This is a genomic window from Psychrobacter sp. P11F6, from assembly GCF_001435295.1.
Lineage (GTDB): Bacteria > Pseudomonadota > Gammaproteobacteria > Pseudomonadales > Moraxellaceae > Psychrobacter.
The window spans coordinates 1945627-1970331 of sequence record NZ_CM003594.1 but is presented as its reverse complement, the minus strand read 5'-3'; the positions used below and the strand labels follow the sequence as shown (position 1 = coordinate 1970331).

Below are 24705 nucleotides of genomic sequence, written 5' to 3'. Positions count from 1 at the left end.
GGTTTAATTTACTTTGGTTCAATTTGATTTAAATATAAATTTTAATGGACGTGACCTTGTTCTTCTTGGCCAACATACACGCCATAAAGGCCATTTTCGCTTTCAGTTGCGTAGCGTGTCATCATCGAACTCATGGCCGGTGTAACAAAATGCTGTTCGGAAATATTATTGATTGAGATATATTCACCTAGCCCTTTAGGGTCAGCCGATTGAGCGGTAGCTCGATAAAAAATGTAATTGGTATTTGTTTTGCTATTCTCATAAATAGAGAAGACAGCGCCCAACTGAGCGTCAATATTACTGTCTGCTAAAAACTGTTGGATCGTGCTAACAGCATTGGTATTGTCATCGGTAGGCTTACTAGGCAAGGTTGCTTTGCCATCCTTTTGACTGAGTAGGATTTTTCCATTGTGCTCTATAATCACACCCACATTGACATGTTTTTCTTGGGTGCTGATTTCTGCGGCTTCACGCTCTAGTGCTAAGCTGAAATAACCTCCAGACGCGTAGCCCAAGCCATATCCTTCACTAGATGAAAAATCAAGCACTTCACCAACCAAGAGGTGGTGGTCGCCAGCCTCTAGATTACGATCTGTTTTGCAAGAAAAATGCGTTAAGGCGCCTTTTATGATTGGATTACCATGTTCATCTTTATTCCACTCAATTTGACTAAAGCGATCGTCTTTTGATCCGGCAAAAATATTAGAAATACTCTGTTGATCTTCGCTCAAAATATTAACAGCAAAATGCTTACAGTTAGCAAAGACGTCAAAACTGGACAATGATTTTGCTGGGCATACCAGTAGGAGCGGTGGATCAAGTGATACCGATGTAAATGAATTAGCAGTAAAACCGACAGGTTTACCGTCATTAGACATGGCAGTTATGACAGTAACACCAGTCATGTAGCTGCCAAAGGCATTACGTAGAGTTTTAGGATCAAGTTGCTTCATGAGAACCTCTTTTTAAAAATAGGCATGCTTTTATATTAAGCAAGCGTCATATTGTGTGAGTCACATTGAGTAAAAAATTTTGCCAATGCAGCGTTAACCGTATTTGAATGAGTCATTTGAGTCATATGACGTGCTTCGGGTACGATAATGGCATCAGCCTTGGGTAATATATTTGCCATCGCTAATGACATTTCGGGCTTGGAGTTGACATCCAGACCACCTGTCAAAAATAATGCAGGGACTGTAATAGCTCGCAAGTCCGCTTCTGCAATACCACGTAAATGTGCAAACATCTGATAAGCTCGTGCATATCCTAAACGACTGCCATTATCTAACCATCTTTGACACAGCTCTGCTTCTGAGCGGTATTTAGGATTGCTATCAAACCATCTGGCGATCGGTTGATCAGTAACATTTTGATTGAGGTCGTTTATCAGTGATTCAGCTCTAGCTTGTACATTTTTAGCCGCCTCATCTGGGCGATTATAAATAGCATTTAATGCAGCGATACCAAGTACTACTTTGGGAGACGAGACCGCAGTCTGTAAAGCCGTCATCGCGCCTAATGAGTGACCGACAATGATGGCTGGTTGACCCACAACATTATTAATAAAGATTGTTAGTACGTCAGCAAAGTCTTGTAGCGTGAGCACGGGGCTAGATAGTAAGTCGCTTTCTCCATGTCCTGGCATATCAATCGCATAACAGCGATAGTGTTCAGTAAATGCAGATAACTGCTGGTTCCAGCTCTCTGCTCGTAAGCCCACACCATGAATAAAGACGATAGGAGTGGCTTTTTCATCAATGTTTTTATCGTTGTTATCACTATAGTGATAAGCGATTCCATCGGAAATTTTACGTGACCACTTCATTGATATCTGCTCCTTATACGGCTGCTGGATTATCTAGATCGCGACCCAAATCTTTTAAGTCTTGATAACGGTCACCAATACGATGATGCGGACGGCCACCAGTAGCACCTCCTAAAACGATGACTACTTCATCATCACGAGGAGCATCCGGAATGGCGAATTGAATGGTCAGATAATGTGAGCGTCGACCAACATCATCTTTATCCATCAACGGCACCATAATGGGGGAGTTTGCCCCGCCGCGCATATTAGTAAACGATAAATAACTACTGGCAGACAAAGCTTCACGATAAAAGTTGCCAAAACGCAGCGTATGAATCAGGCCTGAGGCGTGTTCAATTTCACCATTAAGTCCAACGACAGCCGCTTTACCATACGCTTGTATTTTGTCTGCACCACCAGCTAGAGCGATGATCTTATCGGTCATTAGCTTACCCAGTATAGGACCGAACGCTTGAATCTCAGGTTTTAGATCTTCGACATATCTTCCAGCCCACGGATTGGTAATCACTGCCGCAACAGCAAACATTCGAAGCGGTGTATCAGCGGCCTTGAATCCTTCAATGAACGTTTCTTCTTCAAAAGTTACGATTTTTCTGATTTCTGGTTTTAGCATTATTAGTTCCCTACAGTAATGAATAATTTTTAACAATCTTGGTATACCATAATACGGTATTTAATTAATTGCTAGCTTTTTTTTGAAAAAAATATTATGGTATACCGTAATACTATATTAAAGCGTACTGTTTTTTTGCTTCACAGTCGTTATACTCTGCATTTACATCTTACAAAATAGAGGTCGTATGTTAGAGAAAGTGGAAAAACCAAAAACGTTGAAAGAGACAACACTAGAACAGCTACGCTTAGCGATCATGATCGGACAACTTGAACCAGGTAAGCGTTTGGTTGAACGCACTATCTGTGAGCAATTAGGTGTCAGCCGCACTGTTGTACGTGAATGTATAAGACATTTAGAAAGCGAGCACTTGGTGACTTTTTCTGCAGGAGGGTCTTCAGTTGCTGTTTTAGAAAGTGATGAGATTCGTCAAATTTATCATTTACGTACGATGCTAGAGAGCGAAGCAGTTCGCTACTGCGCTGAACAACCGACGCCTGAACTAGTAGATAAATTACAAAGCCACTTAGTCCAGATCCGAGAAAACTTACATGCAGGAGATGTGGTGGAGGCGCTTGCGTATTCTTATTCATTTTACGAGCATTTATTTGTGACGGCTGGTATGACGGTCGCATGGGAGTTGACAGAGAGATTGAATGGACGTATTGGACGTCTGCGTTTTATGACTTTATCTACGCAAGAGCGTGCTACTAAAGGTCCTAATAACCTACAAGAGATCGTTAATAGTATTGTTAAAGGTGACAGTAAGTCGGCAATTGAAGCTTGTCGAAAACACATTGATGAAGCCTGCCATATGGGGTTGCATCTTAATAAACAGTAAAAGGAAATAATAATGGACAAACAACGATTTGAATTGGGACTTACTCAACGCAAAGCCACTTTGGGTGCTGAGTACGTCGAAAAAAACCTACAAGCTGCTGACGATTTTAACCGTCCATTTCAAGAAGCAATGACCGAATGGTGCTGGGGATTTGGATGGGGCGATGAGACGATTGATGCCAAAACCCGTTCGTTAATGAACTTAACTATGATTGCTGCCTTGGGGAAAATGCATGAATGGGAGTTGCATCTAAATGGAGCAGTTAATAATGGTTGTTCTGTTGAAGAGATACGCGCTGCTATACATGCTATTGCGATTTATTGCGGTGTACCACAAGGTGTAGAGTGCTTTCGAATTGCCCGTGAAGTACTGACGACACGCGGATTGTTGTAGTCCTAAAAAACCAGTTGGAGTGAGAAATGCAATTAAAAAATAAAGCGTTGTTTAGACAGCAAGCCTTTATCAATGGCGTGTGGTGTGATGCTGATAATAAAGAAACCCATGAAGTACTGAATCCTGCAACGGGAGAGCTGATTGGTACTGTACCAATGATGGGAAGTGACGAGACTCGACGCGCCATTGAAGCTGCAGATATCGCTCAATCAACTTGGTCGAAAAAAACAGGTAAGGAACGTAGTAGCATTTTGCGTCGTTGGCACACGCTGATTGCTGAAAATATGGAAGACTTGGCTGTCTTAATGACCCATGAACAAGGCAAACCCATCGCTGAAGCAAAAGGCGAAATACAAAGTGGGCTGGATTACTTAGAATGGTTTGCTGAAGAAGCGAAACGTATCTACGGTGATTTTATCCCTGGGCACATGACAGATAAGCGTTTAGTAGTGATTAAACAGCCTGTCGGCGTCACTGCAGCCATTACCCCATGGAATTTTCCGCACTCTATGATCAGCCGCAAAGCAGGTCCTGCGTTAGCAGCGGGATGCCCAATGATTGTTAAGCCTGCAATGGAAACGCCTTATTCTGCATTAGCAATGGCTTATCTGGCTCAGAAAGCGGGTGTTCCTGACGGTATATATAGCGTAGTCACAGGTGATCCGATAGCCATCGGAGAGGAGATGACGACAAATGCTTTAGTTAAAAAAATCAGCTTTACTGGATCCACGCGGGTGGGGAAAATCCTAATAAAACAGTGTGCTGATACTGTCAAAAAGATGTCATTAGAATTGGGAGGCAATGCACCTTTTATCGTTTTTGATGATGCAGATATAGATGCTGCTGTGATAGGCGCAATGATGAGCAAATACCGTAATAGCGGTCAAACATGTGTATGTGCCAATCGTCTTTTTGTACAGGCAGGTGTTTATGATGAGTTTACCAAAAAATTAGCAGAGCAAGTAAGAGCTATAAAAATTGGTAACGGTTTAGAAGAAGGCGTAACACAAGGACCTTTGATTTCTCAGTCTGCAGCAGATAATGCGGAGGCGTTGGTTGCTGATGCGAAAAGTAAAGGAGCAACTGTATTATGTGGCGGTCAAAGAGTTGAGGCTGTTAGCAATTTTTTTGAGCCAACTATTTTGACTGACGTTAATAACAATATGCGCGTTGCTGATGAAGAAATTTTTGGTCCTATTGCGCCAATTTTCAAATTTGAGACAGACGAAGAGGGCGTTGCTCTCGCAAATCGTACTGAATATGGTTTAGCAGGTTATTTCTATAGTCGAGATATCGGGCGTGTATGGCGTATTGCTGAAGCACTCGAAGTGGGTATGGTCGGAGTCAATACTGGAATGCTGACGACAGAGTTGGCACCGTTTGGTGGTATCAAAGAATCTGGATTGGGACGTGAGGGCTCAAAATATGGTATCGAAGAGTATGTTGAGACTAAGTATATTTGTTTAGATATTAATTAGAATTAAAATAATAGGACGTAGTAAGAATCTAATTCCAAGACTCTTAATTAAAAGAATATGTGATCAATAAAGCCTTCCAAGCTTTGTATTATAATACTTGGAAGGCTTTTTTTATTTTAGATAATACTTTAATTAAGAGAGTAAGCAGGGGGGAGTTATAATTATCAAAAGGCCATAAAGACCAGTTGTAGCGTAAACCCCAATATAAACAACATCACCTGAAAAAGGTAAGCTTCATGCTTAAGCCTTCTATACTATATAACTAAAAGTGTTTAGGTATTTTCAACCTAGTCAAAGCAAGGTTGACATATGGTATACGTGGATAACATTAATATTTTGAACAATATAGGGCGTGTTGAACATTGGGAATAAAATAGTAGCAAAAAAATAGCAAACGGTTAGTCTTTAAGTTCTCACACAAAAAAGACATCGTTTGCTATGCCTCGTACAATGCTCAAAGATCAACACTGGACAAGACTAAGACCTATATTACTAGAACTTAATATCTATGACAAAGGGAATCTTAGACAAACCTTTGAAGGCGTATTATATCGGATGCGTGTTGGCTGTCCTTGGCGTGATCTGCCACCTTACTTTGGTAAGCCTAATACCGTCTACAAGGCTTATCAGCGCTGGTTTCGTAGCAATAAACTGATTGCACTGTTCGCTTTATTAACTAAAGACTCAGACTGTGAATGGGTGTTTATCGATGGCACACACATTAAAGCACATCAGCACAGTAATGGTAGCAATGAGGTGGAACAAGCCATTAGTAAAAGTGTGGCAGGACGCGCAACCAAGATTCATTTAGCAGTTGATGCTCATGGCAACCCTATTACTTTTATCCTATCAGATGGCACGACTCACGATGTAAAGGTGGCTCCAGACTTAATTGATGAGATTAATTTAAGTAGTACAGACATACTATGTGCCGATAAGGGCTATGATTCTGATCCACTGCGAGCGCATATTGAACGAGCAGGTTGCTTCAATAATATTCCTCGAAAACAGAATACTAAGTCCACCAATAACCATATGGACTGGCACTTGTACAAGGCTCGACACTTAGTAGAAAATGCTTTTGCTAAGTTAAAAAACTACAGGGCGGTTGCAACTAGATTTGATAAGCTCAAGCAAAGTTATGAGAATACGGTGGCTCTCGCTTGTGCTTATCTTTGGTTGAAACTTTGAATGTTCAACACGCCCTAATATCGAAGGTGAAATCACCTAACTATTTATGATCCAGTTTAAGGCTACATTGTCATAATACCGTCTTTTAAACTCAAAGGGTGACACATAATCAATCGCACTGTACAATCGTTTTTTATTAAACAAATCTATCCATTCAATGATTACCAGTTCAACATCGTTAATGCCATTTCAGTTCTCTTTTAAATAACAAACTACTTCAGTCTTACAAAGGCTATTGACCGTTTCAGCCAATGCATTGTCCTGTGAATAATCGCCTGTACCCACAGAGGCAATAACGTTTGATTGACCCCTGCCGTCAAATCCGTACACATAAACTTGGGAAATTTTAGTTACGCAGCCTGACGATAAAAGTCAAACCACACCTGCCTTGGCGATCTATAGCCTAAACCTTTTTGAATCCTAGTCTGGTTGTAATACAGCTCGATATACTGTGTGATCTCGTTGGTCGCTGTAAACCTTGTTTTACACTCTTGATGGTATACAAGCTCATTCTTTAATGTACCCCAGAAGCTTTCTATCGGAGCATTGTCAAAGCAATTACCTTTACCACTCATTGAGCCTTTAAAATGATGCTGCTCGATGATCTTGTGATACGCATGGCTACAGTACTGACTGCCTCTATCAGAATGCACAATCAGCCCTTGGCTTGGACGTTTGTTCTTAATGGCCATATTAAGCGCACGGCATACTAAGTCTGCTGTCATGCGCTTACTTGTAGCGTAGCCGACAAGCTCTTTGGTATAGAGATCTTTAACACCTGCTAAATACAGCCAGCCCTCATCGGTCCAAATATAGGTGATGTCACTGACCCAAGACTCATTAGGAGTCTTCGCATCAAACTTTTGATCAAGCACGTTGTGATAGACAAGCTTGTTATGATTGGAGTTGGTGGTGACTTTAAAGCGCTTATGGCGACGACATTTGATGCCATGCTCTTCTTTGATACGTCGAACCATATATAGGCTAATATCGTGCCCTTGATCAGCTAGCTTTGCATGCAGTCGCTCAACACCGTAGCGCTCACGGGTTTCACTGTGAGCGGCTTTCACCAGTAGCTCGCAGTGGTTACGATGTATTTGTTGGTCGCTAATATCGCGACTCAGCCAGTCGTAATAACTTGATGGCTTAATAGCTAAGACCTTACACATGCTTGCGATAGTAAAGAATGGTTTATTATTTTTTATAAAAGCGTACTTCACGAGCTGTGTTTGGCAAAGTACGCGGTGGCCTTTTTTAGTATCTCTCGTTCCTCTTCAGCCATTTTAAGCTGCCGCTTGAGCTGCTTTATTTCCTGAATAGCCGTCATAAGATCAGGATCATATTGTTCTGTACCGATAAGCTTGCCTTGATTGGCTTTATTGTTCCAGTTCGATAGCGTTTGCATGGCGATGCCAAGTTGCTTTGCAGTCGCTGAAATATTGCCGTTATTGTCCGCTATCTTCTTGACGGCTTCTGCTTTGAATTCTGTACTGTAGGTTCTGATTTTCTTGGTCATGGTAAACTCCTGTGAATACGCTTAGTTTACCAAGTTTACTTGTACGGCTTCTTCAGCGTAGCTCACACCCATGCAGCAGTACATAACCATAGTGTTAGTAGTTATCATACTTTAATTACTACACGGGTCAAAGTATCAAGATAGTATCAAAAAAACAATTACATCAATGCATTCACATAAATTTTAGACAACAAAAAACCCTTACAAGCCAATGCTTATAAGGGTTCGAATTTGGTGGGCCCAGTAGGACTTGAACCTACGACCAAAGGATTATGAGTCCTCTGCTCTAACCAACTGAGCTATGGGCCCTAATGCTAGACGGACAATGATACCTGAATTTTTTAATTTTTCAAGTAAAAGATAGATAGTAATCAAGATATTTTTTATGATGCTCTACTTTTCTATCAAATATGACCATCAGCCAATGTCAGGCTGCGACCACTATCAACAGTAATAATCTCAGCAGTAACATAATTGGCCTGTACGAGGTACAACACATGATGGGCAATCTCGTCAGGTCGACCTATACGCTGCATAGGAATTAAGTCAATGATATCGCGCTGCTGCATCTTTTTAAATGTCTTAACATTGGTTTCATACTTGCAAGTGCTCAATTCTGGCTTGTCGTAATGCAGCACCAATCGCAGGGCCTGTTAGTGCTGAGTCAATATCCTGCATGTTAATGGCATGAAAGCTATTCAGCGCTAGCATCATCTGACGGTGCTGTGTTGCCAATTGCAACACGTGGCTGGTTACTAATAGCTGCGATAACTTATCAGGCTCTTTATGAGCGCCGCAAGTCTGTATGAGGTCAATTTTTTCAGCCGCGCTTAAATGGTTTATTGTGCTTAGCTTTGTGGCTTGCTGAGCGAAGAGAGTCGCAAATTGAGTGTGTGCCTTTGGTACCTTAGCGGCGTTGCCTATATCATTGATGCCTTTTATATTGGCTGCTTTATTCACGTTTTCATTTGTATGTTCTGAGGTAAATAAAAATGAATTAAGGCTACTCATTAATAGAGCCCAGCGTTGTGACAAGTTCAATTGCATTTGACCTGAGAAATATAGCGCCGTCTGTACCGTTTCACGTATCTGAGTATTAGCCCAAGCTTGATGTAGTGGGGCAAAATATTCTGTGAGCGCACCAATCTCAAACAGTTGTTGCCAGTATACCTGGGGCGATAGCTGCATGGTTGCACGGCTAGATTCTTGCCAAATACGCTCTGCACTTAAATGCGCAAGCTCTCCAGAGTCAACCAATTGGCGCATCAACGTCAAAGTTTCATCAGCAATGATAAAACCTAGGTCATAATAACGGCTATAGAAGCGAGCGGTTCGAAGCACTCGTAGAGGGTCTTCGCTAAATGCACCTGATACATGACGCAAGGTTTTGCTTTCTATATCAGCCATTCCACCATAATAGTCAATGACGTCACCGTTGATAGGCGTATCATCAGTTAAGCTGGTGACTTCTATCGCCATGGCATTAATCGTCAAGTCTCGACGTTGTAGATCTTCTTTTAAGCTGACGTCAGGATTGGCATGTATGCTAAAGCCTTTATACCCCAAGCCTTCTTTGCGTTCAGTGCGTGCCAGTGCGTATTCTTCATGGCTATTAGGATGCAAAAATACAGGGAAATCTGCACCCACTTGCTGGAACCCTGCATCAAGCATTTCTGCAACAGTTGCACCAACGACGACAAAATCTTTATCTTTAATAGGACGTGCTAACAGTTGATCGCGTACCGCGCCGCCAACAAGGTAAATTTGCATGAATGCCTCTATCTTTTGTTTTTATTGAGCAAGTGATGACTGATATTGAATAAGGCTACGTTGCGTCTTAGCCAATGTATAACAAGCAAAAAAAACCAGTCAACGCTATTTAATAGCATTGACTGGTTTTAGTATAGCAGACGGTCTCTATAAATGAATAACAGAGACCATCTTGATAATACATACTACTAGGTAGCGCAGGATGAATTACTGATTTTCGCTCGCCAAATCTTGAGCTTCAGTAACGGAAAGAGCGGTCATATTAACGATACCACGTGCAGTTGCTGATGGTGTGAGAATATGTACCGGTTTGCTAGTACCTAATAAAATAGGACCAATAGAGGCGCTACCAGTTGCTGTCTTGAGTAGATTAAAGGCAATATTTGAGGCGTCAAGTGTTGGTAAGATGAGCAGATTTGCAGCACCTTTTAATGGACTTGATGGCATGTTGTTTAAACGAATATGTTCATTCAACGCGGCGTCACCTTGCATCTCGCCGTCGAATTCAAAGTCTACATTCATGTCTGTTAGCAGTTCATAGACCTTGCGCATTTTTACAGCACTGGTGCGATTTGAAGCGCCAAAGTTAGAATGAGAAACGAGCGCGACACGTGGTGTGATACCAAAGCGACGTAACTGATCAACTGCCAAGACAGTCATTTCAGCCAATTGTTCAGCCGTTGGATCTTCGTGGATATAAGTATCGGCGATGAAAATATTACGATCTTGCATGAGTACCGCATTCATAGCATAGAAGTCATTCACACCTTCTTTTTTGCCAATAACGCTTTGTACATATTTTAAGTGCAACTGATAATGGCTAAACGTACCACATACCATGCCATCTGCAGCGCCATTTTCGACCAATAGTGAGCCGATCAATGTGGTCTTACGACGAACATCACGACGAGCAAGTTCAATACTCACACCAAGACGTTTGTTCTTCTCGTAGTAACCCTGCCAGTAGTCTTTATAACGAGGATCGTCATCGATATTGACGATAGAGATGTTCACACCATCTTTTAGACGTAACCCTAGTTTTTCGATATTGGCTTCGATGACTGAAGGACGACCAATTAAAATAGGTTGGGCTAGCTTTTCATCAACGACCACTTGCACAGCAAGTAAGATATTATTGTCTTCACCTTCACAGTAAACGATGCGTTTTGGATCGGCTTTAGCGCGAGCAAAGATTGGTTTCATCACGAAGGCAGAGTTATAGACAAACTCAGACAGACGCTGACGATAAGCTTGCATATCAGCGATAGGTAAGGTTGCAACGCCTGAGTCCATCGCAGCTTGAGCGACCGCAGACGCGATCTCGATGATTAGGTTTGGCTCTAAAGGTCCTGGAATCAAGTAATCACGACCGAAACTTTGCATTTTTTCAATGTTTCTAGCGCTGGTGGTCGGCGTTGCTTCAACGTGTGCCATCGCAGCGATAGCTCTTACACAAGCAACTTTCATCTCTTCGTTAACAGTCGTGGCACCAACATCTAATGCGCCGCGGAAGATATAAGGGAAGCATAAAGCGTTGTTTACTTGGTTTGGATAGTCTGAGCGACCCGTTGCCATGATGACATCTGGACGTACGGCGTGCGCCAATTCTGGCATGATCTCAGGCGTTGGGTTAGCAAGTGCAAAGACGATAGGGTCTTTTGCCATACGGCGAACCATATCTTCAGATAACGTACCAGGCATCGATAGACCAAGGAACATATCGACATCATCCATCACTTCGTCGATAGTGGTCGCAGTCGTCTCACGCGCATAGCGCTGTTTGGTTTCGTCAAGATTTTCACGGATAGTCGTAATGATACCGCGTGAATCTGAAACAAAGATATTGTTTTTGTTTACACCAAGTGCGCAAATAATATCTAAACAAGAAATGGCGGCGGCACCGGCACCTGAACAGACGATTTTAATCTCTTCGATTTTTTTGCCAGTAATCAATAGCGCGTTGAGCATCGCTGCTGCAACAATGATTGACGTACCATGTTGGTCATCATGAAATACTGGAATGTTCATGCGCTTACGTAATTCACGCTCAATTTTGAAACATTCTGGTGCTTTGATGTCTTCTAGATTGATGCCACCGAAAGTAGGCTCAAGAGAGGCGACCGCTTCGATGAATTTGTCTGGATCATTTTGTGCAATTTCAATATCAAAAACATCGATACCTGCGAATTTTTTGAATAGAACCCCTTTACCTTCCATTACAGGCTTCGATGCCAATGGCCCGATATTACCTAGACCCAGTACCGCTGTACCGTTGGTGATAACACCAACCAAGTTGCTACGGGCGGTATATTTAGCCGCTAACGTCGGATCTCTTTGAATCTCAAGACAAGGAACTGCCACACCTGGTGAATAGGCAAGTGCTAAGTCACGTTGGTTTGCCAACTGCTTAATAGGGGTGACAGAGATTTTGCCTGGACGTGGGAACTCATGATAATGTAAGGCAGCTTGTTCAAACTGCTCTTTTTCTGTACTAAGGTTATCCGTATTCAAAGTGGTATCGTCATTCATAATAATTGCCATGGTTAGAATAAATTGGAATAAAGTAAATGGAGATAAAAATAACGTTTTACCCTCAAAAAATCATGGAATAATAATCCTCTAAGGGCAACGTGACGCTAAACAGTTAATAATTCAAAGTGTCAGGATTAGCGATTAAGCATTGAGCCAAAAAAGTAATCTAGTGGAATAGTTATTCTAGCACTATTGCCAATTCACTGCCTAGTCAGCTGCCGTGAACGGCGAGAATAATATAGTAAAATGATATTCATTATTTAGCCAATTAATAATGCCAAAAAATAGGGTTAAATATCAACCTTAATCTCATAATGTTTCAAAATATTACAGAATAGCAGTTTAATAACATATCATTAAGACGAGCAACTAATCGGCATTTGCGGCGCATGTGGGGTAGGCGGCATCGTGTCGAGAAGGGTAGCGATTGCTTGTACCTGATAAGGGTTAGCCAGTAAATCGAATACTCGACTCACTTCTTCAAACTGTCCTTGTTCTGCTGCCGTAATGGCACGCTGCGCCATACTATTACGCAGTACATAAACAGGATTGTTGTGCTGCATATCATCGATAACTTGCTCAAGTGGCAGCTGTTGTATTTGAGCCACATAACGAGTCGACCAATCTTGCCAGACTTGTTGGGCATCATCGCTAAGCTCATTTGTCATGGTTGACAATAGCTGCTCTTCATAATGGTGCTCATTCGGCGCGACCAAACCGAGTAGCGCACGGAAGCTATTGGTATAGTCCAGCAAGTTGTCTTCTAGTAAGGTTAGCCATTCGAAAGCCAAGGTTAGACTCTCTTTTGCATGCGGCAGCCCAAGTCTACGGCACAATCCTTGCTGATAATGCTGCATAAAGGTAGCCTCATAAGGCGCTAGACAGTCTGCTAACGCCTCACGCGTTACGCCCTCTAAGCGCATAAAATGTGGCAGCCAAGCATTGAGATTCCAGTGACCAATAGCAGGTTGATTCTGATAAGCGTAGCGACCAGTATGATCAGAGTGGTTGTTGATCCAAGCAGGGTTGAAGCGCTCCATAAAACCAAATGGACCAAAGTCTAAGGTGCTACCAGTGATAGAGAGGTTGTCAGTATTCATCACGCCATGCGCAAAGCCAATCAGTTGCCAGTCAGCAATCATTCGTGCGGTTCGCTCAACCACCGTGGTTAAAAATGTCAGTATGGGAGCGTCACTATCACGGCACTCTGGATAATAAGTGTCGATCATATAATCAGTGAACTCAGCGAGTAAATCAGGAGCAAAGCTGGCAATCCACTCGATATGACCTAAGCGAATGTGACTATCAGCCACGCGCATCAATGCCGCACCTGCTTCCATGCGCTCACGGCGCACCCTCGTATCGGAGACAACAAATCCCAAAGCATTAGAGGAAGGAACACCTAATTGTGTAAGGGCATGACCACATAAATACTCGCGAATAGTGCTGCGCAAGACAGCGCGACCATCACCCATCCGCGAATAAGGCGTCAGACCAATACCCTTAAGGTGCAAGTCTTGCAATTGATTATTGTGATCGAGCACTTGTGCCATCAGCAAGCCGCGCCCATCACCCAATTGACCTGCCCATTGTCCAAACTGGTGACCCGCATAAACCATGGCCAATGGCTTAAAATCCGCTGGCACGTATTGACCACCGAGTATCTCTACCCAATGTGTCATCAGATCTTCATCATCTGTCCAGCCTAACTGCTGCGCAACGTGCATGTTGAAGTGTCCAGCACGTGGATTGTCCAGCGGCGTCGGCGGTTGCTCATGATAAAGGCGTGTGTCTAGATTGATATAGGTATTTTGATAGCGCATACAAGCCGTTCCTGCTTTTGAAGTATAAGTAAAGTGTAGGGGCGATAAAAGCACTATAGCATAGCCTTGATATTACATCATTTCACTCTGTCCATCTCTTGTAATAGCGCACCCAAAAACCATGAGTAATATTGAATGCATTTAGCCTATCAAACAAAGATATTGCTTCCACTTGTCCTTTTGATTTCTATAAATCAATGTTCGACACGATCTATAAAAGATGAGCAAAAAAATCCCTCTATCTGTAGCAGATAGAGGGAAGGAGAAGCTTTACAATTATCGTTCATCACAAAGGTAATAAAATACAGTTTAATAATCAGCGATTATGCCGCTTTTTTACTGATTCCGATAGAGCGAAACGCGGTTTTTAAGTTGCTGTTATGCTCAAGGATTTTCTGTTCAATTTTGGCATAGTCATGCTTTAGCTCATCTTCCACTTCATGCAAGCGATCGGCATATTCTGTCTTTTTCAGCTCAATCGTTTTGGCTTTGAGTGCTTGCCATTCTTCAACAGTCTGCATAAAGGCATCATATTCAAACTTAATACGGTCTTGGAAGCTCTTCATCGCATGAGGAAGATCAATGCCGCTTACTGCTGCTGTATCGATTTGCTGCTGAGCCGCTTTAAATTGCATTTGTACTTCTGCATGCTTGATAGTGGTGTCATCAACGGTACGTAGCTCACTGGTTAAGCCCAGCTTTGATAGGCCAGCAATCAACCATTTAGTAGGATCATACTGCCACCATTTTACACCGTTACGATAATCGTATTGGAAGAAGTGATGGTAGTTATGATAACCCTCACCCCACGTAAAGATAGCTAAGAAGAAGTTATCGCGAGCAGTATTGGTATCCGTATAAGGACGCGTGCCAAACATATGACATAGCGAGTTAATAAAGAAGGTAAAGTGGTGCGTCAGTACCAGACGTAGTAAGCCTACGATGACCAAAGTACCCCAAACATCACCCAATAACCAACCGATCGCAGCGACTGCACCGATGTTCAATGCCGCAACCCAGAGACCGTAATATTTATGCTGAATCTGTAAGGTTCTATCTTTGGTTAGGTCAGGGATATTTTTATAGTCAAATTTACCGCTAGGATAATTGCGTAGCATCCAGCCCATATGACTAAAGAAAAAGCCACGCTTTGCTGAGTACGGGTCTTCTAAGCGGTCATCGACATGACGATGATGCGTACGGTGACCAGAAACCCAATCAAATGCTGAACCTTGTACGGCAAAGGTGGAACCTAGCAATAAAAAGTTTTTGACGATTGGATGCGCTTTATAAGCACGATGCGATAGCAGGCGATGATAACCAGCGGTAATACTAATGCCTGTCCATACCATAAAGGCACCAAATACGCCCCAAACTGGCGCGCTAACATCATGAGTAAACAAATACCATGGTGTAATGATCGCAGCAGCAATAGGTGTGGCTACCAAGATAGTCGCTGGAATCCAGTTGATCGGCGCTTTTGTAAACTCAAACTCGCGCATATCAATGCTGTCTTCTTTAGTAGAGACATCTTGCTCTCCCGCAGCATGGGCGTAGTTGCGTTTGGCAACAGGCTGCTCATTAAGCGAGCTTGCAGTTTTACTCTCGTCAAAACGTGTCTTAAAACGTGTGGCTTGAGTGCTGGCGGCTTTGATAAGCGTATCACCAGATTTGATAGCGAAACGTAAGCCTTTAAGCGGTAAGCCAAGTGCTTTTTTTGCAATCATATAATATCCCTAGCGGTATTAATTTAAGCCTATATGATACCTTAAAAAATCAATAAAGTGAACAGTTATACACTGTAAAAATATTGCTAAATAACAATAACTTGTATTGATTATGGAATGTATTAACGAAAATAATGGATGACTTATCAGGCATTGAGGAGAAGTGTAAGTAACACCGTAGATATGTAGATGATTTTAAATAAATCAAATAAAGGCGATGCTTATTAACCCAGCAGTAAATGACTTGGATAATCAGTGATGATGACGTCAGCTTGCCATGCGATCAGCTGTTTAATCGTGTCAATATCATTGACCGTCCACGCACTCACTGGCAAGCCATAACGGTGGCTATGTTTAATGACTGCTCGACTAATCAGCGGATAGTGGATACCTAGCTGAATACAGCCAAGTTGCAAGGCGGTATTCGGTGCAGTCATTAAGACTTCAGGTGTGCGAATGAGCAAGCCGCGGGAGATATGCTTTAGTAATGGATGACGTTGCAAGCGAGCATGTAGCTCTACATCGAAGCTGGTCAACACAATGGGTAGTTTGGCAAGTGGGCTATCGATGAGGTTGTGTGTCAATGCTTTTACCAATTTAGCATAATCAGTACGGTCATGCGTTTTAATCTCCAGTTCAATATCAGTAAAGCCCTTTAGCAACGGCGCTACCTGCCCTAATGTGATAATCTGATGACCAAACTGCGAATGGCGTTGAATCTCAGTAAGATTTAACTGATCAACACGTGCTTGCTGACCACACATGCGTTGCAGCGTGTCATCATGAAAGACGATTAAATGACCATCCGCACTCAGTTGTACATCAAACTCAACCCCTGCTAGACCCTGAATGTTAAGACGTTGAGCGTACTCAAAGCCTGAAAAGGTATTTTCTAATGCCTCGCCGCGCGCACCGCGATGACCCAATAAAAGCGTGTTTTCAAAATTTATCATAATTTATATGGTTGGTTAGTGATACGCGCAATCATATAGTGCTAAAACAACAGCGTCTAATAAAATTTGCTCGATAGAGCAATATTAATATGTGGTTCCTTTTATCCAAAAACTTTATAGATATGAGCTGAGCGAAATCTTAGAATAGGTTTACTGTCTGTCAAACATTCAACAGACCCTAGTTGATCGCGGTAGTCTAAAAGCGTATTTATAACGAATTCATAAGTATGTATTTGTTATGTTTTTGCAACTAAATACAGGTTTTACCTATAATGAGGGGCGTTATTTGTATATCCATGGACTACACTAATGAACATTTTATTTAAACACCGTATAATAATCTGGTTTTCAAACCTAGGGCAGCTAGGGTTGCGGTTTGAACATCAATCACTGTCCATCAGTGGCGGTACGTATTAGTAAATTGGGAGCAAAAGAAATATGAGCGTAGCAAATAAAAACGTGAGCAAGTGGTATAAAGTGGCTGGTATTGGCATGGTATGTGGTTTAGCGCTTGCTGGCTGTGATCGCTCAGAGAAGGAAGATACCACTGAGGCGGCAGAGCTCACAGAGCAAGAGTCTGCGTCTACTGAAAACACCGCAGCTACTGCGGTGAGCTGTGATGACCCAATGGTACAAGATCGTCTCAAAACGGCTCTAAAAAACACGCTCAATCAACAAGCACAAACGCTGGCTGCCAACTACGCAAATGATGCAGAGATCAGTCTCGCTAGCGGCGCTATCACTAATAAAACCAACGGCATTGTGATTGATGTACAAAATGCTGCAGTTTTACAAGCAGCCAATGACAATGGTATGACGACTTGTCAGGCAAGTGTGAGCATGACGTTGCCAAGCGAAGATTTGTATCAAGCCAGTCAAGTACAAGCAGCCAACAATCTGCCGAGCCTACAATCACGCTTAGCGCAAAATAACATTCGTATCAACAATAACATGTTGGTTGATGATGCCTTTACCTATGTCGTTGGTACTCAAGGCGGTCAAGTACGCACACGTATTGCTGGGCAGCCAGCATTGATTACTGTGGTCGCTGATGTGATGGCAGGTTCTGTATTTAAATCAGCGATGGATGAGCAGCGCGCCCAACGTAGCACTGAGCGCCGTGCAGCACAAAACGATGACAGTCAGTCAGCACCCGTTCGTCAGCCTCAAGTAGTTAAGCCAGTTGAGCCGATTCGTCCTACTCAGCCTGCCACGCCGCCGACTATTAACAATCCAAGCAGTAGTAATACGGATAGCAGCGCGTCAGCCACTCCTGAGGTTAAAACCCCAGCCACACCCGCTGTACCGAAATCAGTACCCAAAGATGAAAGTATCGATATGGTCATTATTGAAGATGACAGCGCTACTTACTAATTGGTAAGATTTAAGCTGTTCTCGAATGATATTGTCGTGACTGAATAGTATCGATTAGTCAGTAAAAAGCCCGCAGTGTTAAGGTTGCGGGCTTTTTTATATTTTATTCTAGGGCTTGATTCTAGGGCTTGATTCTAGGGCGTTATTTTAGCGTTTTAGTCCACTGAAGTATTCATGCGCAATTAGTTTTTATCAGCGAATTTTTGTAATACTTGACTGTCCCATAAGACTTCAGAGACTTTGTTGGGATCTGTACAAAAGCGAGCAGCGACAAACAACCAATCCGATAAGCGATTGATAAAGCTCACGGCCGTACTGCGAATCGCTTGTGGACGCTCTTGCTGTAATAGCACTGCTTGGCGCTCAGCACGGCGACAGACCGTACGCGCAACGTGCAGTTGGCTGACCAATACCGAACCTGTGGGCAAGATAAAATCTTTTAGCGGCGGCAAGGTCATATTCATCGCATCAATTTGCTGTTCTAACCATGTAATGTGAGTGGCATTGACGCCTTCATATTCTGGCATAGCCAGCTCACCACCGATATTAAACAATAAATGCTGAATGATGACTAACGCTTGAGAAAACTCTTTCTCTATAGATTGCCCTTTATTATGCTGTAACTGAGCACGTACCAGACCAATGTGTGAGTTAAGTTCGTCGATATCACCTATTACGCTAAATAGATTGTCTGCTTTGCTAACGCGGCTGCCGTCTGCCATGCCAGTACTACCGTCATCTCCAGTACGCGTATATATTTTGCTTAAACGATTGCCCATATCTAAATCCTTAACAGTTTTTTATGATTGAATGATGTTAGTTGCGGGCTCATTGTAGTATTTTATGGCTGTTTTCGCTAAGATAATGGGTTAGGTTTTATGTTGCCGCTATTTTTACAGTTATAGCGACCATAGTCAGTACTGTTTAATATCCAAACATTGATTATATTTTTGTTTTTATTTTATCTATTTCATTTATATTAAAAGGCTTTTTAACCATGACCACACCACTTGCCGATGCGATGTCTCAGCTTGCTATTCATGACTCACTGACTGGCGGAAAACGTCAGTTTGTACCACTCAAATCAGGGCAAGTAGGCATGTATGTGTGCGGTATGACCGTTTATGATTATTGTCATATTGGGCATGCGCGGGTGATGGTTGGTTTTGACATGGTAGTGCGCTGGTTGGCTCAGTTAGGCTATGACGTTAATTATGTGCGCAATATCACCGATATTGATGACAAGATCATCGCTCGTGCCACCGAAAACGGCGAAGAGATTGGTACGTTAACGCAGCGTTTTATTGAAGCCATGCACGAAGATGCAACCGCTCTTGGCTGCGAGATGCCAGACGCTGAGCCGCGCGCGACTGATCATATCGATGATATGCAGCAAATGATTGAGACCTTGGTCACAGGCGACTATGCGTACGCTGGCGACAATGGTGATGTCTACTATGCCGTCGATAATTTTGCAGATTATGGTAAATTATCTAAGCGCAATCTCGATGAGATGCAAGCAGGTTCACGTGTCGATGTCGAAAATGACAAGCGCAATCCGTTTGATTTTGTCTTATGGAAGGCAGCAAAACCTAATGAGCCACAATGGGCGTCACCATGGGGTCAAGGGCGTCCAGGTTGGCATATCGAATGCTCAGCGATGTCGACTAAGTGCTTGGGTAGCACCTTTGATATTCATGGCGGTGGTCATGACTTGCAATTTCCGCATCACGAAAACGAGATAGCGCAGTCTGAAGCCGCGACTGGCTGTGAATACGCGCGTAACTGGATGCATGTCGGTTTCATTAATGTCGATGGTGAAAAAATGTCCAAGTCGTTGGGTAACTTTTTTACCATTCGTGACGTGATGGCAAGATATCTGCCTGAAACGGTGCGCTTTTTCTTATTATCAAGCCATTATAGCAGCCAAGTTAATTTTTCTGATAACGCATTGGACGAAGCACATAATAGCCTAAGCAGATTATATAATGCGTTAAAATTGGCCGAGCAGCAAAAAGGGCAGATGCTCGTAGTCAGTGATACGCTGATAAATGATGCTTATAGCAGCAGTGCTGGACAAGACTTCATCAAAGCCATGAACGATGACTTTAATAGTTCAACGGCAATTAGTGTACTGTTTGGGCTGGCGCGTGATATTAATAAAGCCATTAAAGCCGAAGAGGTAGACACTGCATGGCAATTAGCAGAGCAGCTCAAAGCGTTGGCACAGGTACTCAATATTTTACAGCAGCCAGTTCAACAGTTTTTGCAAGCAATAATTGGTGAACAGGCGGATGATGGTTTAACCGATGACACTATCGATAATTTAATCATTGAGCGTGCGGATGCCAAAACCAATAAAAACTTTGCGCGTGCTGATGAGATACGTGAGCAGCTAAAAGATGCTGGCATTGAGCTTGAAGACAGCCGTGCTGGCACGACATGGCGCCGCGCTTAAGGCAATCACGTTACAGAACACTCATATAGATAGTCATAAACTAAGTCAGCTTTGAGCTGGCTTTTTTTATAGGCTAAACTAGGGTATATCATCATTCTAAAAATGGTGCTAAGAACAAAGCAAATTGCAGTCAAACAAGAAAGATGAAGCTAAATTGGCTATGCAATATATGTAAGAATAAGCTTTGTAGGCAAACTTCAAGAGATGCAAACATCAAGTGAATTAATGGCTTTTAAAATATGAATATTCTCAAAAAGAGCATTGTTGGCGGTCATCGTATAGCAACTGATACCGACGATGACTACTATCCTAAAGCCCAGCGTTGGAATGTGCGCGCCAGTACCTTGTCATTACTATTGGTTTTTTTCATAGTCAGCATGAGTGCTGTGTTTGCACCCGCTAATGCCGCAAGCACTAGTGATAGGCAAAGCGATAGCGAACAAGCTGCGGATGAGCAGTCCAGCTCGTCATCGACCTCAGTCAGTAAGCCCGATAATCTAGCTGAATATGCCACTCAGAAAATCAATACAATTAAAGATGAAAGCCTCAGCATCTCTGGTGTTGCAGAAGAAATATTTGATCCTACCGAGCGCAATGTAGTAGAGCAAGCGGGTAATTTGCAGGGAGATTCTGGACTGACGGGTGAATACAATGAAAGTTATTATTTGCTAGACAAGCTCAATGTAGGCTTGCCGCCATTATCGGAGCCGCCAAATTTAACCACGCCACTGGCGACTTTAGAGTTTTTTCAGTCAGCGGTCATGAAGCAACAATACGACTTGGCTGCTTATGCACTCAACATGAATTTAATCGATCAGAAAATTCAGCGTAACCACGCGCTTGAGTTATCAAAACGGTTGGATTTTTTGTTAACGGAAAAAGAGCTTTACGTTTTTGATGATCTGCCAGATCGCCCAGATGGTTTAATCGAGCCGCCACTTGGCAATACCAGTAGTATCATGGGCATCCCTAGACGTTCGATTCAGCTAGGCTATATCGACTATCGTGAGCGCCGTGTCCCCATCTATTTGCAACGAGTACGGGTTGGTGAAGCTGCGCCTATTTGGGTGTTTTCTGCACAGACAGTTGATAATATCGACAATCTCTATGAGCAATATCATCCAGCGGAATTTGAGCGTTATTTACCTGGGTGGTTAAAACTTAAAATTTTCAGTATCGCACTATGGGAGTTTTTGGCATTAGCATTGTTTTTCTTAGTGACCATGGGAGTAGGATGGTTACTCAGTAAAGGCACGGAAAAAATCATCAGCCGTTATATCGACGATGAAAAATACAGCAATTATGTTGGTAGTACGAATGGCGTGGCAGATTTGGTTAATAAGCTGACCGTGCCGTTGACTTTTACCATCAGTTTTTTGCTCGTCTTTACTTTGGTGTCAGGGGGCTTTCCTTATTTGGATGCGGTAGCTTCATCGACTCGTCCGCTTATCTGGATTGGGCTAGTATTTAGTACCTTATGGCTTGGCATTCGCATTATTAACTTTTTTGCTAATCGCTATCAAAGCCTACAAATTGAAAATCTGGCTGAAGAGCACTTTGATAAAGAGCGCCGTCGCCGTACTTATGTATCGATATTTCGCCGCGTCTTTATTTTTGTCATGATTTTGGGCAGTATTTGGATTGGCCTCAGTGAATTTGCCAACATGGAAGGTCTTGGCAAAACGCTATTGACCTCGGCTGGTATCGCAGGCGTGGTCATCGGAATTGCCGCGCAGCCGATACTGGGTAATATCATTGCTGGGGTACAGGTGGCAGTGACCCAGCCGGTACGAATTGGCGACAGTGTGATAATGGATGGCAACTTTAGTACCGTTGAAGACCTGCGTTATACGTATGCGGTACTCAAAACATGGGATGAACGTCGATTAATCGTGCCGATGCGTGAACTGATCACCGAAACGGTAGAAAACTGGTCACATACAGAAGTACATCAGACCTGTCCTGTGTTTTTATATGTCGATTATGGCGCAGATATTGACGCCATTCGCCAGCAATTTATATCGGCGGTTAAAGACAATAAGCTTTGGGACAACAAAACTGAGCCTGAAATGTTTGTCGTTGAGGTGACTGCCAACATTATTCACCTGCGCGGCGCTGTTTCAGCGGTAGGTCCCATAGAAGCATGGACACTGGCCTGTGAGATACGTGAGCAGATGCTGAATTATTTATATAGCAAACAAAAAGCTTATCTGCCTGCTGAACGTTTAATATTGAAGGGTCAAGACCAGTAACCGACGATTAAGTATATTTTCTATGCTTTTAAACAGCTGAGATTTACAGACGTCGATATTGATAGATAAGCGCTAGCAAAATAAGCTGACAAATATAGCATGCGATTTGTCTGATTATTTGTTATAATATGGCGTTATTTTTAAGGGATAAATGAGCGATTAAGAGTAGGGGCGCGCTATATTTGTGCAAACTTATTAGCATCAATCAATTGCAATTTTCGAGTGTCTCTGTTTGTTTAATCACAAACACCGGCTGGCTCATTGCTGATTATCTAAAACTTTGTGACACGAGGTCTTTAATTTTAAGACTTTAGCTTCATAAAGTCATATCGGTGATTTTGGTTGATTGTCTTAATGCCAAAAATATCCCACCCATCAAAATAACCACCACTAGGGGTCTGTATGTTGCGAATTGTCGATGAAGCCTTAACCTTTGATGACGTTTTATTGTTGCCAGCTTATTCTGAAGTCTTGCCAAAAACTGCCGATCTGACCACCCGTTTGACCAAAAATATCACGCTGAATCTACCGCTGATTTCTGCCGCGATGGATACCGTGACCGAATCTGAAATGGCCATTACGATGGCACAGTTAGGCGGTATGGGTATCTTGCACAAGAGCATGGATATCGCCAAGCAAGCCACACAAGTACGTCGCGTCAAAAAATTTGAAGCAGGTACGGTCGTAGATCCGATCACTGTGCATCCAGAGATGACGATTGGTGATCTGCTACAGCTGACGCAAGATAATAATATCTCAGGCGTACCTGTGGTAGAAAGAGGTACTGATAATGTCGTGGGTATTGTGACTCACAGAGATTGGCGCTTTGAAACCAATCTGTCTTTGCCAGTCAGCAAAATCATGACGCCAAAAGATCAGTTGGTCACAGTACATGAAGGTGAAAGCAATGAAAACATCAAGCGTCTGCTACATGAACACCGCATTGAAAAAGTCATTGTTATCGACGATCATTTCCGCTTACGTGGTTTGATTACGGTTAATGATTTTGCAAAAGCTGAAAACAATCCAAATGCTTGTAAAGATGAGCAAGGTCGTCTACGTGTTGGTGCTGCTGTTGGTACTGGTGCAGATACCCAAGCGCGTGTTGAAGCGTTAATCGCTGCTGACGTCGATATCATCGTGGTTGATACCGCACATGGTCATTCAAAAGGCGTGATTGATAAGGTGTCTTGGATTAAAAAGCACTATCCACACGTACAAGTCATCGGTGGCAATATCGCAACAGGTGATGCTGCACTTGCACTACGTGATGCAGGCGCTGATGCGGTAAAAGTCGGTATTGGCCCTGGTTCTATCTGTACTACGCGTATCATCGCTGGTATCGGTGTGCCGCAAATCTCAGCCATCGATAACGTCGCTAGCGCATTAAAAGACAGTATTCCACTGATTGCTGATGGTGGTATTCGCTATTCAGGTGATATGGCAAAAGCCATTGCCGCTGGTGCTTCGTGCATCATGGTAGGCTCATTGATGGCTGGCACTGAAGAAGCGCCGGGTGAAGTTGAGCTGTTCCAAGGTCGTTACTACAAAGCTTACCGCGGTATGGGTAGCCTTGGTGCGATGTCAGGCTCAAATGGCTCATCAGATCGTTACTTCCAAGATGCTAAAGATGGCGTAGAGAAATTAGTCCCAGAAGGTATCGAAGGCCGAGTTCCTTATAAAGGTCCAGTTGCTGGTATTGTTAATCAGTTGGTTGGCGGTTTGCGCTCATCAATGGGTTATACTGGCTCTGCGACCATCGAAGATATGCGTACCAATCCGCAATTCATTAAGGTGACATCGGCGGGTATGAAAGAGTCGCATGTCCATGATGTACAAATCACCAAAGAAGCACCGAACTATCGTGTGAATTAAAAAGTGTTTTATAATCCTGCATTACGTCAACGATAGCTGTTTTGCAGGGCTGCAGTGACCTTAAGATACAAACAGCCAACA

19 protein-coding genes and 1 tRNA gene are annotated in these 24705 nt (G+C 42.8%); 8 read left to right on the top strand and 12 right to left on the bottom strand.

What is annotated here, in order from left to right; translation table 11 throughout:
• Positions 1–41 precede the first annotated feature (41 nt).
• The 3 genes from AK822_RS08065 to AK822_RS08055 are packed head-to-tail and all read right to left on the bottom strand — an operon-like array spanning position 42 to position 2441.
• Positions 42–953: a flavin reductase gene (locus tag AK822_RS08065; protein ID WP_060491237.1), complete on the bottom strand. Its 912-nt coding sequence runs from the start codon at positions 951–953 to the stop codon at positions 42–44.
• A gap of 35 nt (positions 954–988) precedes the next feature.
• Positions 989–1825, bottom strand: a complete 837-nt coding sequence (locus AK822_RS08060) for an alpha/beta fold hydrolase (protein ID WP_060491236.1) — start codon at positions 1823–1825, stop codon at positions 989–991.
• A 13-nt stretch (positions 1826–1838) separates the two neighbouring features.
• Positions 1839–2441, bottom strand: coding sequence for an amino acid synthesis family protein (locus tag AK822_RS08055; RefSeq protein WP_060491235.1), 603 nt, complete (start codon positions 2439–2441; stop codon positions 1839–1841).
• A 187-nt stretch (positions 2442–2628) separates the two neighbouring features.
• Between AK822_RS08055 and AK822_RS08050 the strand changes: the two genes are divergently transcribed.
• The 4 genes from AK822_RS08050 (at position 2629) to AK822_RS08035 (ending at position 6344) form a co-directional block, all read left to right on the top strand.
• Positions 2629–3282: a GntR family transcriptional regulator gene (locus AK822_RS08050; protein ID WP_060491234.1), complete on the top strand. Its 654-nt coding sequence runs from the start codon at positions 2629–2631 to the stop codon at positions 3280–3282.
• Positions 3283–3294: 12 nt separating this feature from the next.
• A complete protein-coding gene (locus AK822_RS08045; RefSeq protein WP_060491233.1) occupies positions 3295–3675 on the top strand; it encodes a carboxymuconolactone decarboxylase family protein in 381 nt (126 codons plus the stop codon).
• Between the two features lie 26 nt (positions 3676–3701).
• Positions 3702–5153: an NAD-dependent succinate-semialdehyde dehydrogenase gene (locus AK822_RS08040; RefSeq protein WP_060491232.1), complete on the top strand. Its 1452-nt coding sequence runs from the start codon at positions 3702–3704 to the stop codon at positions 5151–5153.
• Positions 5154–5591: 438 nt separating this feature from the next.
• Complete coding sequence (locus tag AK822_RS08035) at positions 5592–6344, top strand: IS5 family transposase (protein ID WP_060490363.1); 753 nt, start codon at positions 5592–5594, stop codon at positions 6342–6344.
• 350 nt (positions 6345–6694) lie between these two features.
• Here AK822_RS08035 and AK822_RS08030 read toward each other — a convergent pair.
• From AK822_RS08030 to AK822_RS07995, 8 genes are all read right to left on the bottom strand, one after another.
• Positions 6695–7860, bottom strand: a protein-coding gene (locus tag AK822_RS08030) for an IS3 family transposase (protein WP_087945602.1) whose coding sequence is annotated in 2 segments (ribosomal slippage) — positions 6695–7602 and positions 7602–7860 — 1167 coding nt in all. Because the reading frame shifts where the segments join, the coding sequence is not laid out codon by codon here.
• Between the two features lie 232 nt (positions 7861–8092).
• Positions 8093–8169, bottom strand: a tRNA-Ile gene (locus AK822_RS08020).
• Positions 8170–8264: 95 nt separating this feature from the next.
• Entirely contained in the window at positions 8265–8498 is a 234-nt protein-coding gene (locus AK822_RS14675; RefSeq protein WP_228138987.1) for an SDR family oxidoreductase, read from the bottom strand.
• The gene (locus tag AK822_RS08015; RefSeq protein ID WP_060491230.1) at positions 8455–9630 is read right to left on the bottom strand and encodes a tRNA nucleotidyltransferase/poly(A) polymerase-related protein; all 1176 of its coding nucleotides are present in this window, start codon (positions 9628–9630) and stop codon (positions 8455–8457) included. Before AK822_RS08015 ends, AK822_RS14675 begins: the two co-directional genes overlap by 44 nt.
• 207 nt (positions 9631–9837) lie before the next feature.
• Positions 9838–12159 carry an NADP-dependent malic enzyme gene (locus AK822_RS08010; protein WP_060491229.1) on the bottom strand — a complete coding sequence of 774 codons (2322 nt, stop codon included), beginning with the start codon at positions 12157–12159 and terminating at the stop codon, positions 9838–9840.
• A 359-nt stretch (positions 12160–12518) separates the two neighbouring features.
• Entirely contained in the window at positions 12519–13985 is a 1467-nt protein-coding gene (locus AK822_RS08005) for a protein adenylyltransferase SelO (protein WP_060491228.1), read from the bottom strand.
• Between the two features lie 323 nt (positions 13986–14308).
• Positions 14309–15487, bottom strand: coding sequence for an acyl-CoA desaturase (locus AK822_RS08000; RefSeq protein ID WP_201615329.1), 1179 nt, complete (start codon positions 15485–15487; stop codon positions 14309–14311).
• A 449-nt stretch (positions 15488–15936) separates the two neighbouring features.
• Positions 15937–16665, bottom strand: coding sequence for a glycerophosphodiester phosphodiesterase (locus AK822_RS07995; protein ID WP_060491226.1), 729 nt, complete (start codon positions 16663–16665; stop codon positions 15937–15939).
• A gap of 438 nt (positions 16666–17103) precedes the next feature.
• On the opposite strand from AK822_RS07995, the gene AK822_RS07990 reads away from it, so the two are divergent.
• Positions 17104–18039: a hypothetical protein gene (locus tag AK822_RS07990; RefSeq protein WP_060491225.1), complete on the top strand. Its 936-nt coding sequence runs from the start codon at positions 17104–17106 to the stop codon at positions 18037–18039.
• Positions 18040–18221: 182 nt separating this feature from the next.
• Here AK822_RS07990 and AK822_RS07985 read toward each other — a convergent pair whose 3' ends face one another.
• The gene (locus AK822_RS07985) at positions 18222–18818 is read right to left on the bottom strand and encodes a cob(I)yrinic acid a,c-diamide adenosyltransferase (protein ID WP_060491224.1); all 597 of its coding nucleotides are present in this window, start codon (positions 18816–18818) and stop codon (positions 18222–18224) included.
• A gap of 218 nt (positions 18819–19036) precedes the next feature.
• On the opposite strand from AK822_RS07985, the gene cysS reads away from it, so the two are divergent.
• The 3 genes from cysS (at position 19037) to guaB (ending at position 24624) form a co-directional block, all read left to right on the top strand.
• Positions 19037–20497, top strand: a complete 1461-nt coding sequence (cysS, locus tag AK822_RS07980; protein WP_060491223.1) for a cysteine--tRNA ligase — start codon at positions 19037–19039, stop codon at positions 20495–20497.
• Positions 20498–20736: 239 nt separating this feature from the next.
• On the top strand, positions 20737–22749 hold the full coding sequence (locus AK822_RS07975) for a mechanosensitive ion channel family protein (RefSeq protein WP_228138986.1): 2013 nt from the start codon (positions 20737–20739) through the stop codon (positions 22747–22749).
• A gap of 402 nt (positions 22750–23151) precedes the next feature.
• On the top strand, positions 23152–24624 hold the full coding sequence (gene guaB / locus AK822_RS07970; protein ID WP_045454296.1) for an IMP dehydrogenase: 1473 nt from the start codon (positions 23152–23154) through the stop codon (positions 24622–24624).
• The last annotated feature ends 81 nt before the right edge of the window (positions 24625–24705 follow it).

Bases quoted from the DNA above. Each gene is read 5' to 3' on its own strand.
- AK822_RS08065 (WP_060491237.1), bottom strand. From the start codon at position 953: ATGAAGCAACTTGATCCTAAAACTCTACGTAATGCCTTTGGCAGCTAC.
- AK822_RS08060 (WP_060491236.1), bottom strand. From the start codon at position 1,825: ATGAAGTGGTCACGTAAAATTTCCGATGGAATCGCTTATCACTATAGT.
- AK822_RS08055 (WP_060491235.1), bottom strand. From the start codon at position 2,441: ATGCTAAAACCAGAAATCAGAAAAATCGTAACTTTTGAAGAAGAAACG.
- AK822_RS08050 (WP_060491234.1), top strand. From the start codon at position 2,629: ATGTTAGAGAAAGTGGAAAAACCAAAAACGTTGAAAGAGACAACACTA.
- AK822_RS08045 (WP_060491233.1), top strand. From the start codon at position 3,295: ATGGACAAACAACGATTTGAATTGGGACTTACTCAACGCAAAGCCACT.
- AK822_RS08040 (WP_060491232.1), top strand. From the start codon at position 3,702: ATGCAATTAAAAAATAAAGCGTTGTTTAGACAGCAAGCCTTTATCAAT.
- AK822_RS08035 (WP_060490363.1), top strand. From the start codon at position 5,592: ATGCCTCGTACAATGCTCAAAGATCAACACTGGACAAGACTAAGACCT.
- AK822_RS08015 (WP_060491230.1), bottom strand. From the start codon at position 9,630: ATGCAAATTTACCTTGTTGGCGGCGCGGTACGCGATCAACTGTTAGCA.
- AK822_RS08010 (WP_060491229.1), bottom strand. From the start codon at position 12,159: ATGAATGACGATACCACTTTGAATACGGATAACCTTAGTACAGAAAAA.
- AK822_RS08005 (WP_060491228.1), bottom strand. From the start codon at position 13,985: ATGCGCTATCAAAATACCTATATCAATCTAGACACACGCCTTTATCAT.
- AK822_RS08000 (WP_201615329.1), bottom strand. From the start codon at position 15,487: ATGCGCGAGTTTGAGTTTACAAAAGCGCCGATCAACTGGATTCCAGCG.
- AK822_RS07995 (WP_060491226.1), bottom strand. From the start codon at position 16,665: ATGATAAATTTTGAAAACACGCTTTTATTGGGTCATCGCGGTGCGCGC.
- AK822_RS07990 (WP_060491225.1), top strand. From the start codon at position 17,104: ATGAGCGTAGCAAATAAAAACGTGAGCAAGTGGTATAAAGTGGCTGGT.
- AK822_RS07985 (WP_060491224.1), bottom strand. From the start codon at position 18,818: ATGGGCAATCGTTTAAGCAAAATATATACGCGTACTGGAGATGACGGT.
- cysS (WP_060491223.1), top strand. From the start codon at position 19,037: ATGACCACACCACTTGCCGATGCGATGTCTCAGCTTGCTATTCATGAC.
- AK822_RS07975 (WP_228138986.1), top strand. From the start codon at position 20,737: ATGAATATTCTCAAAAAGAGCATTGTTGGCGGTCATCGTATAGCAACT.
- guaB (WP_045454296.1), top strand. From the start codon at position 23,152: ATGTTGCGAATTGTCGATGAAGCCTTAACCTTTGATGACGTTTTATTG.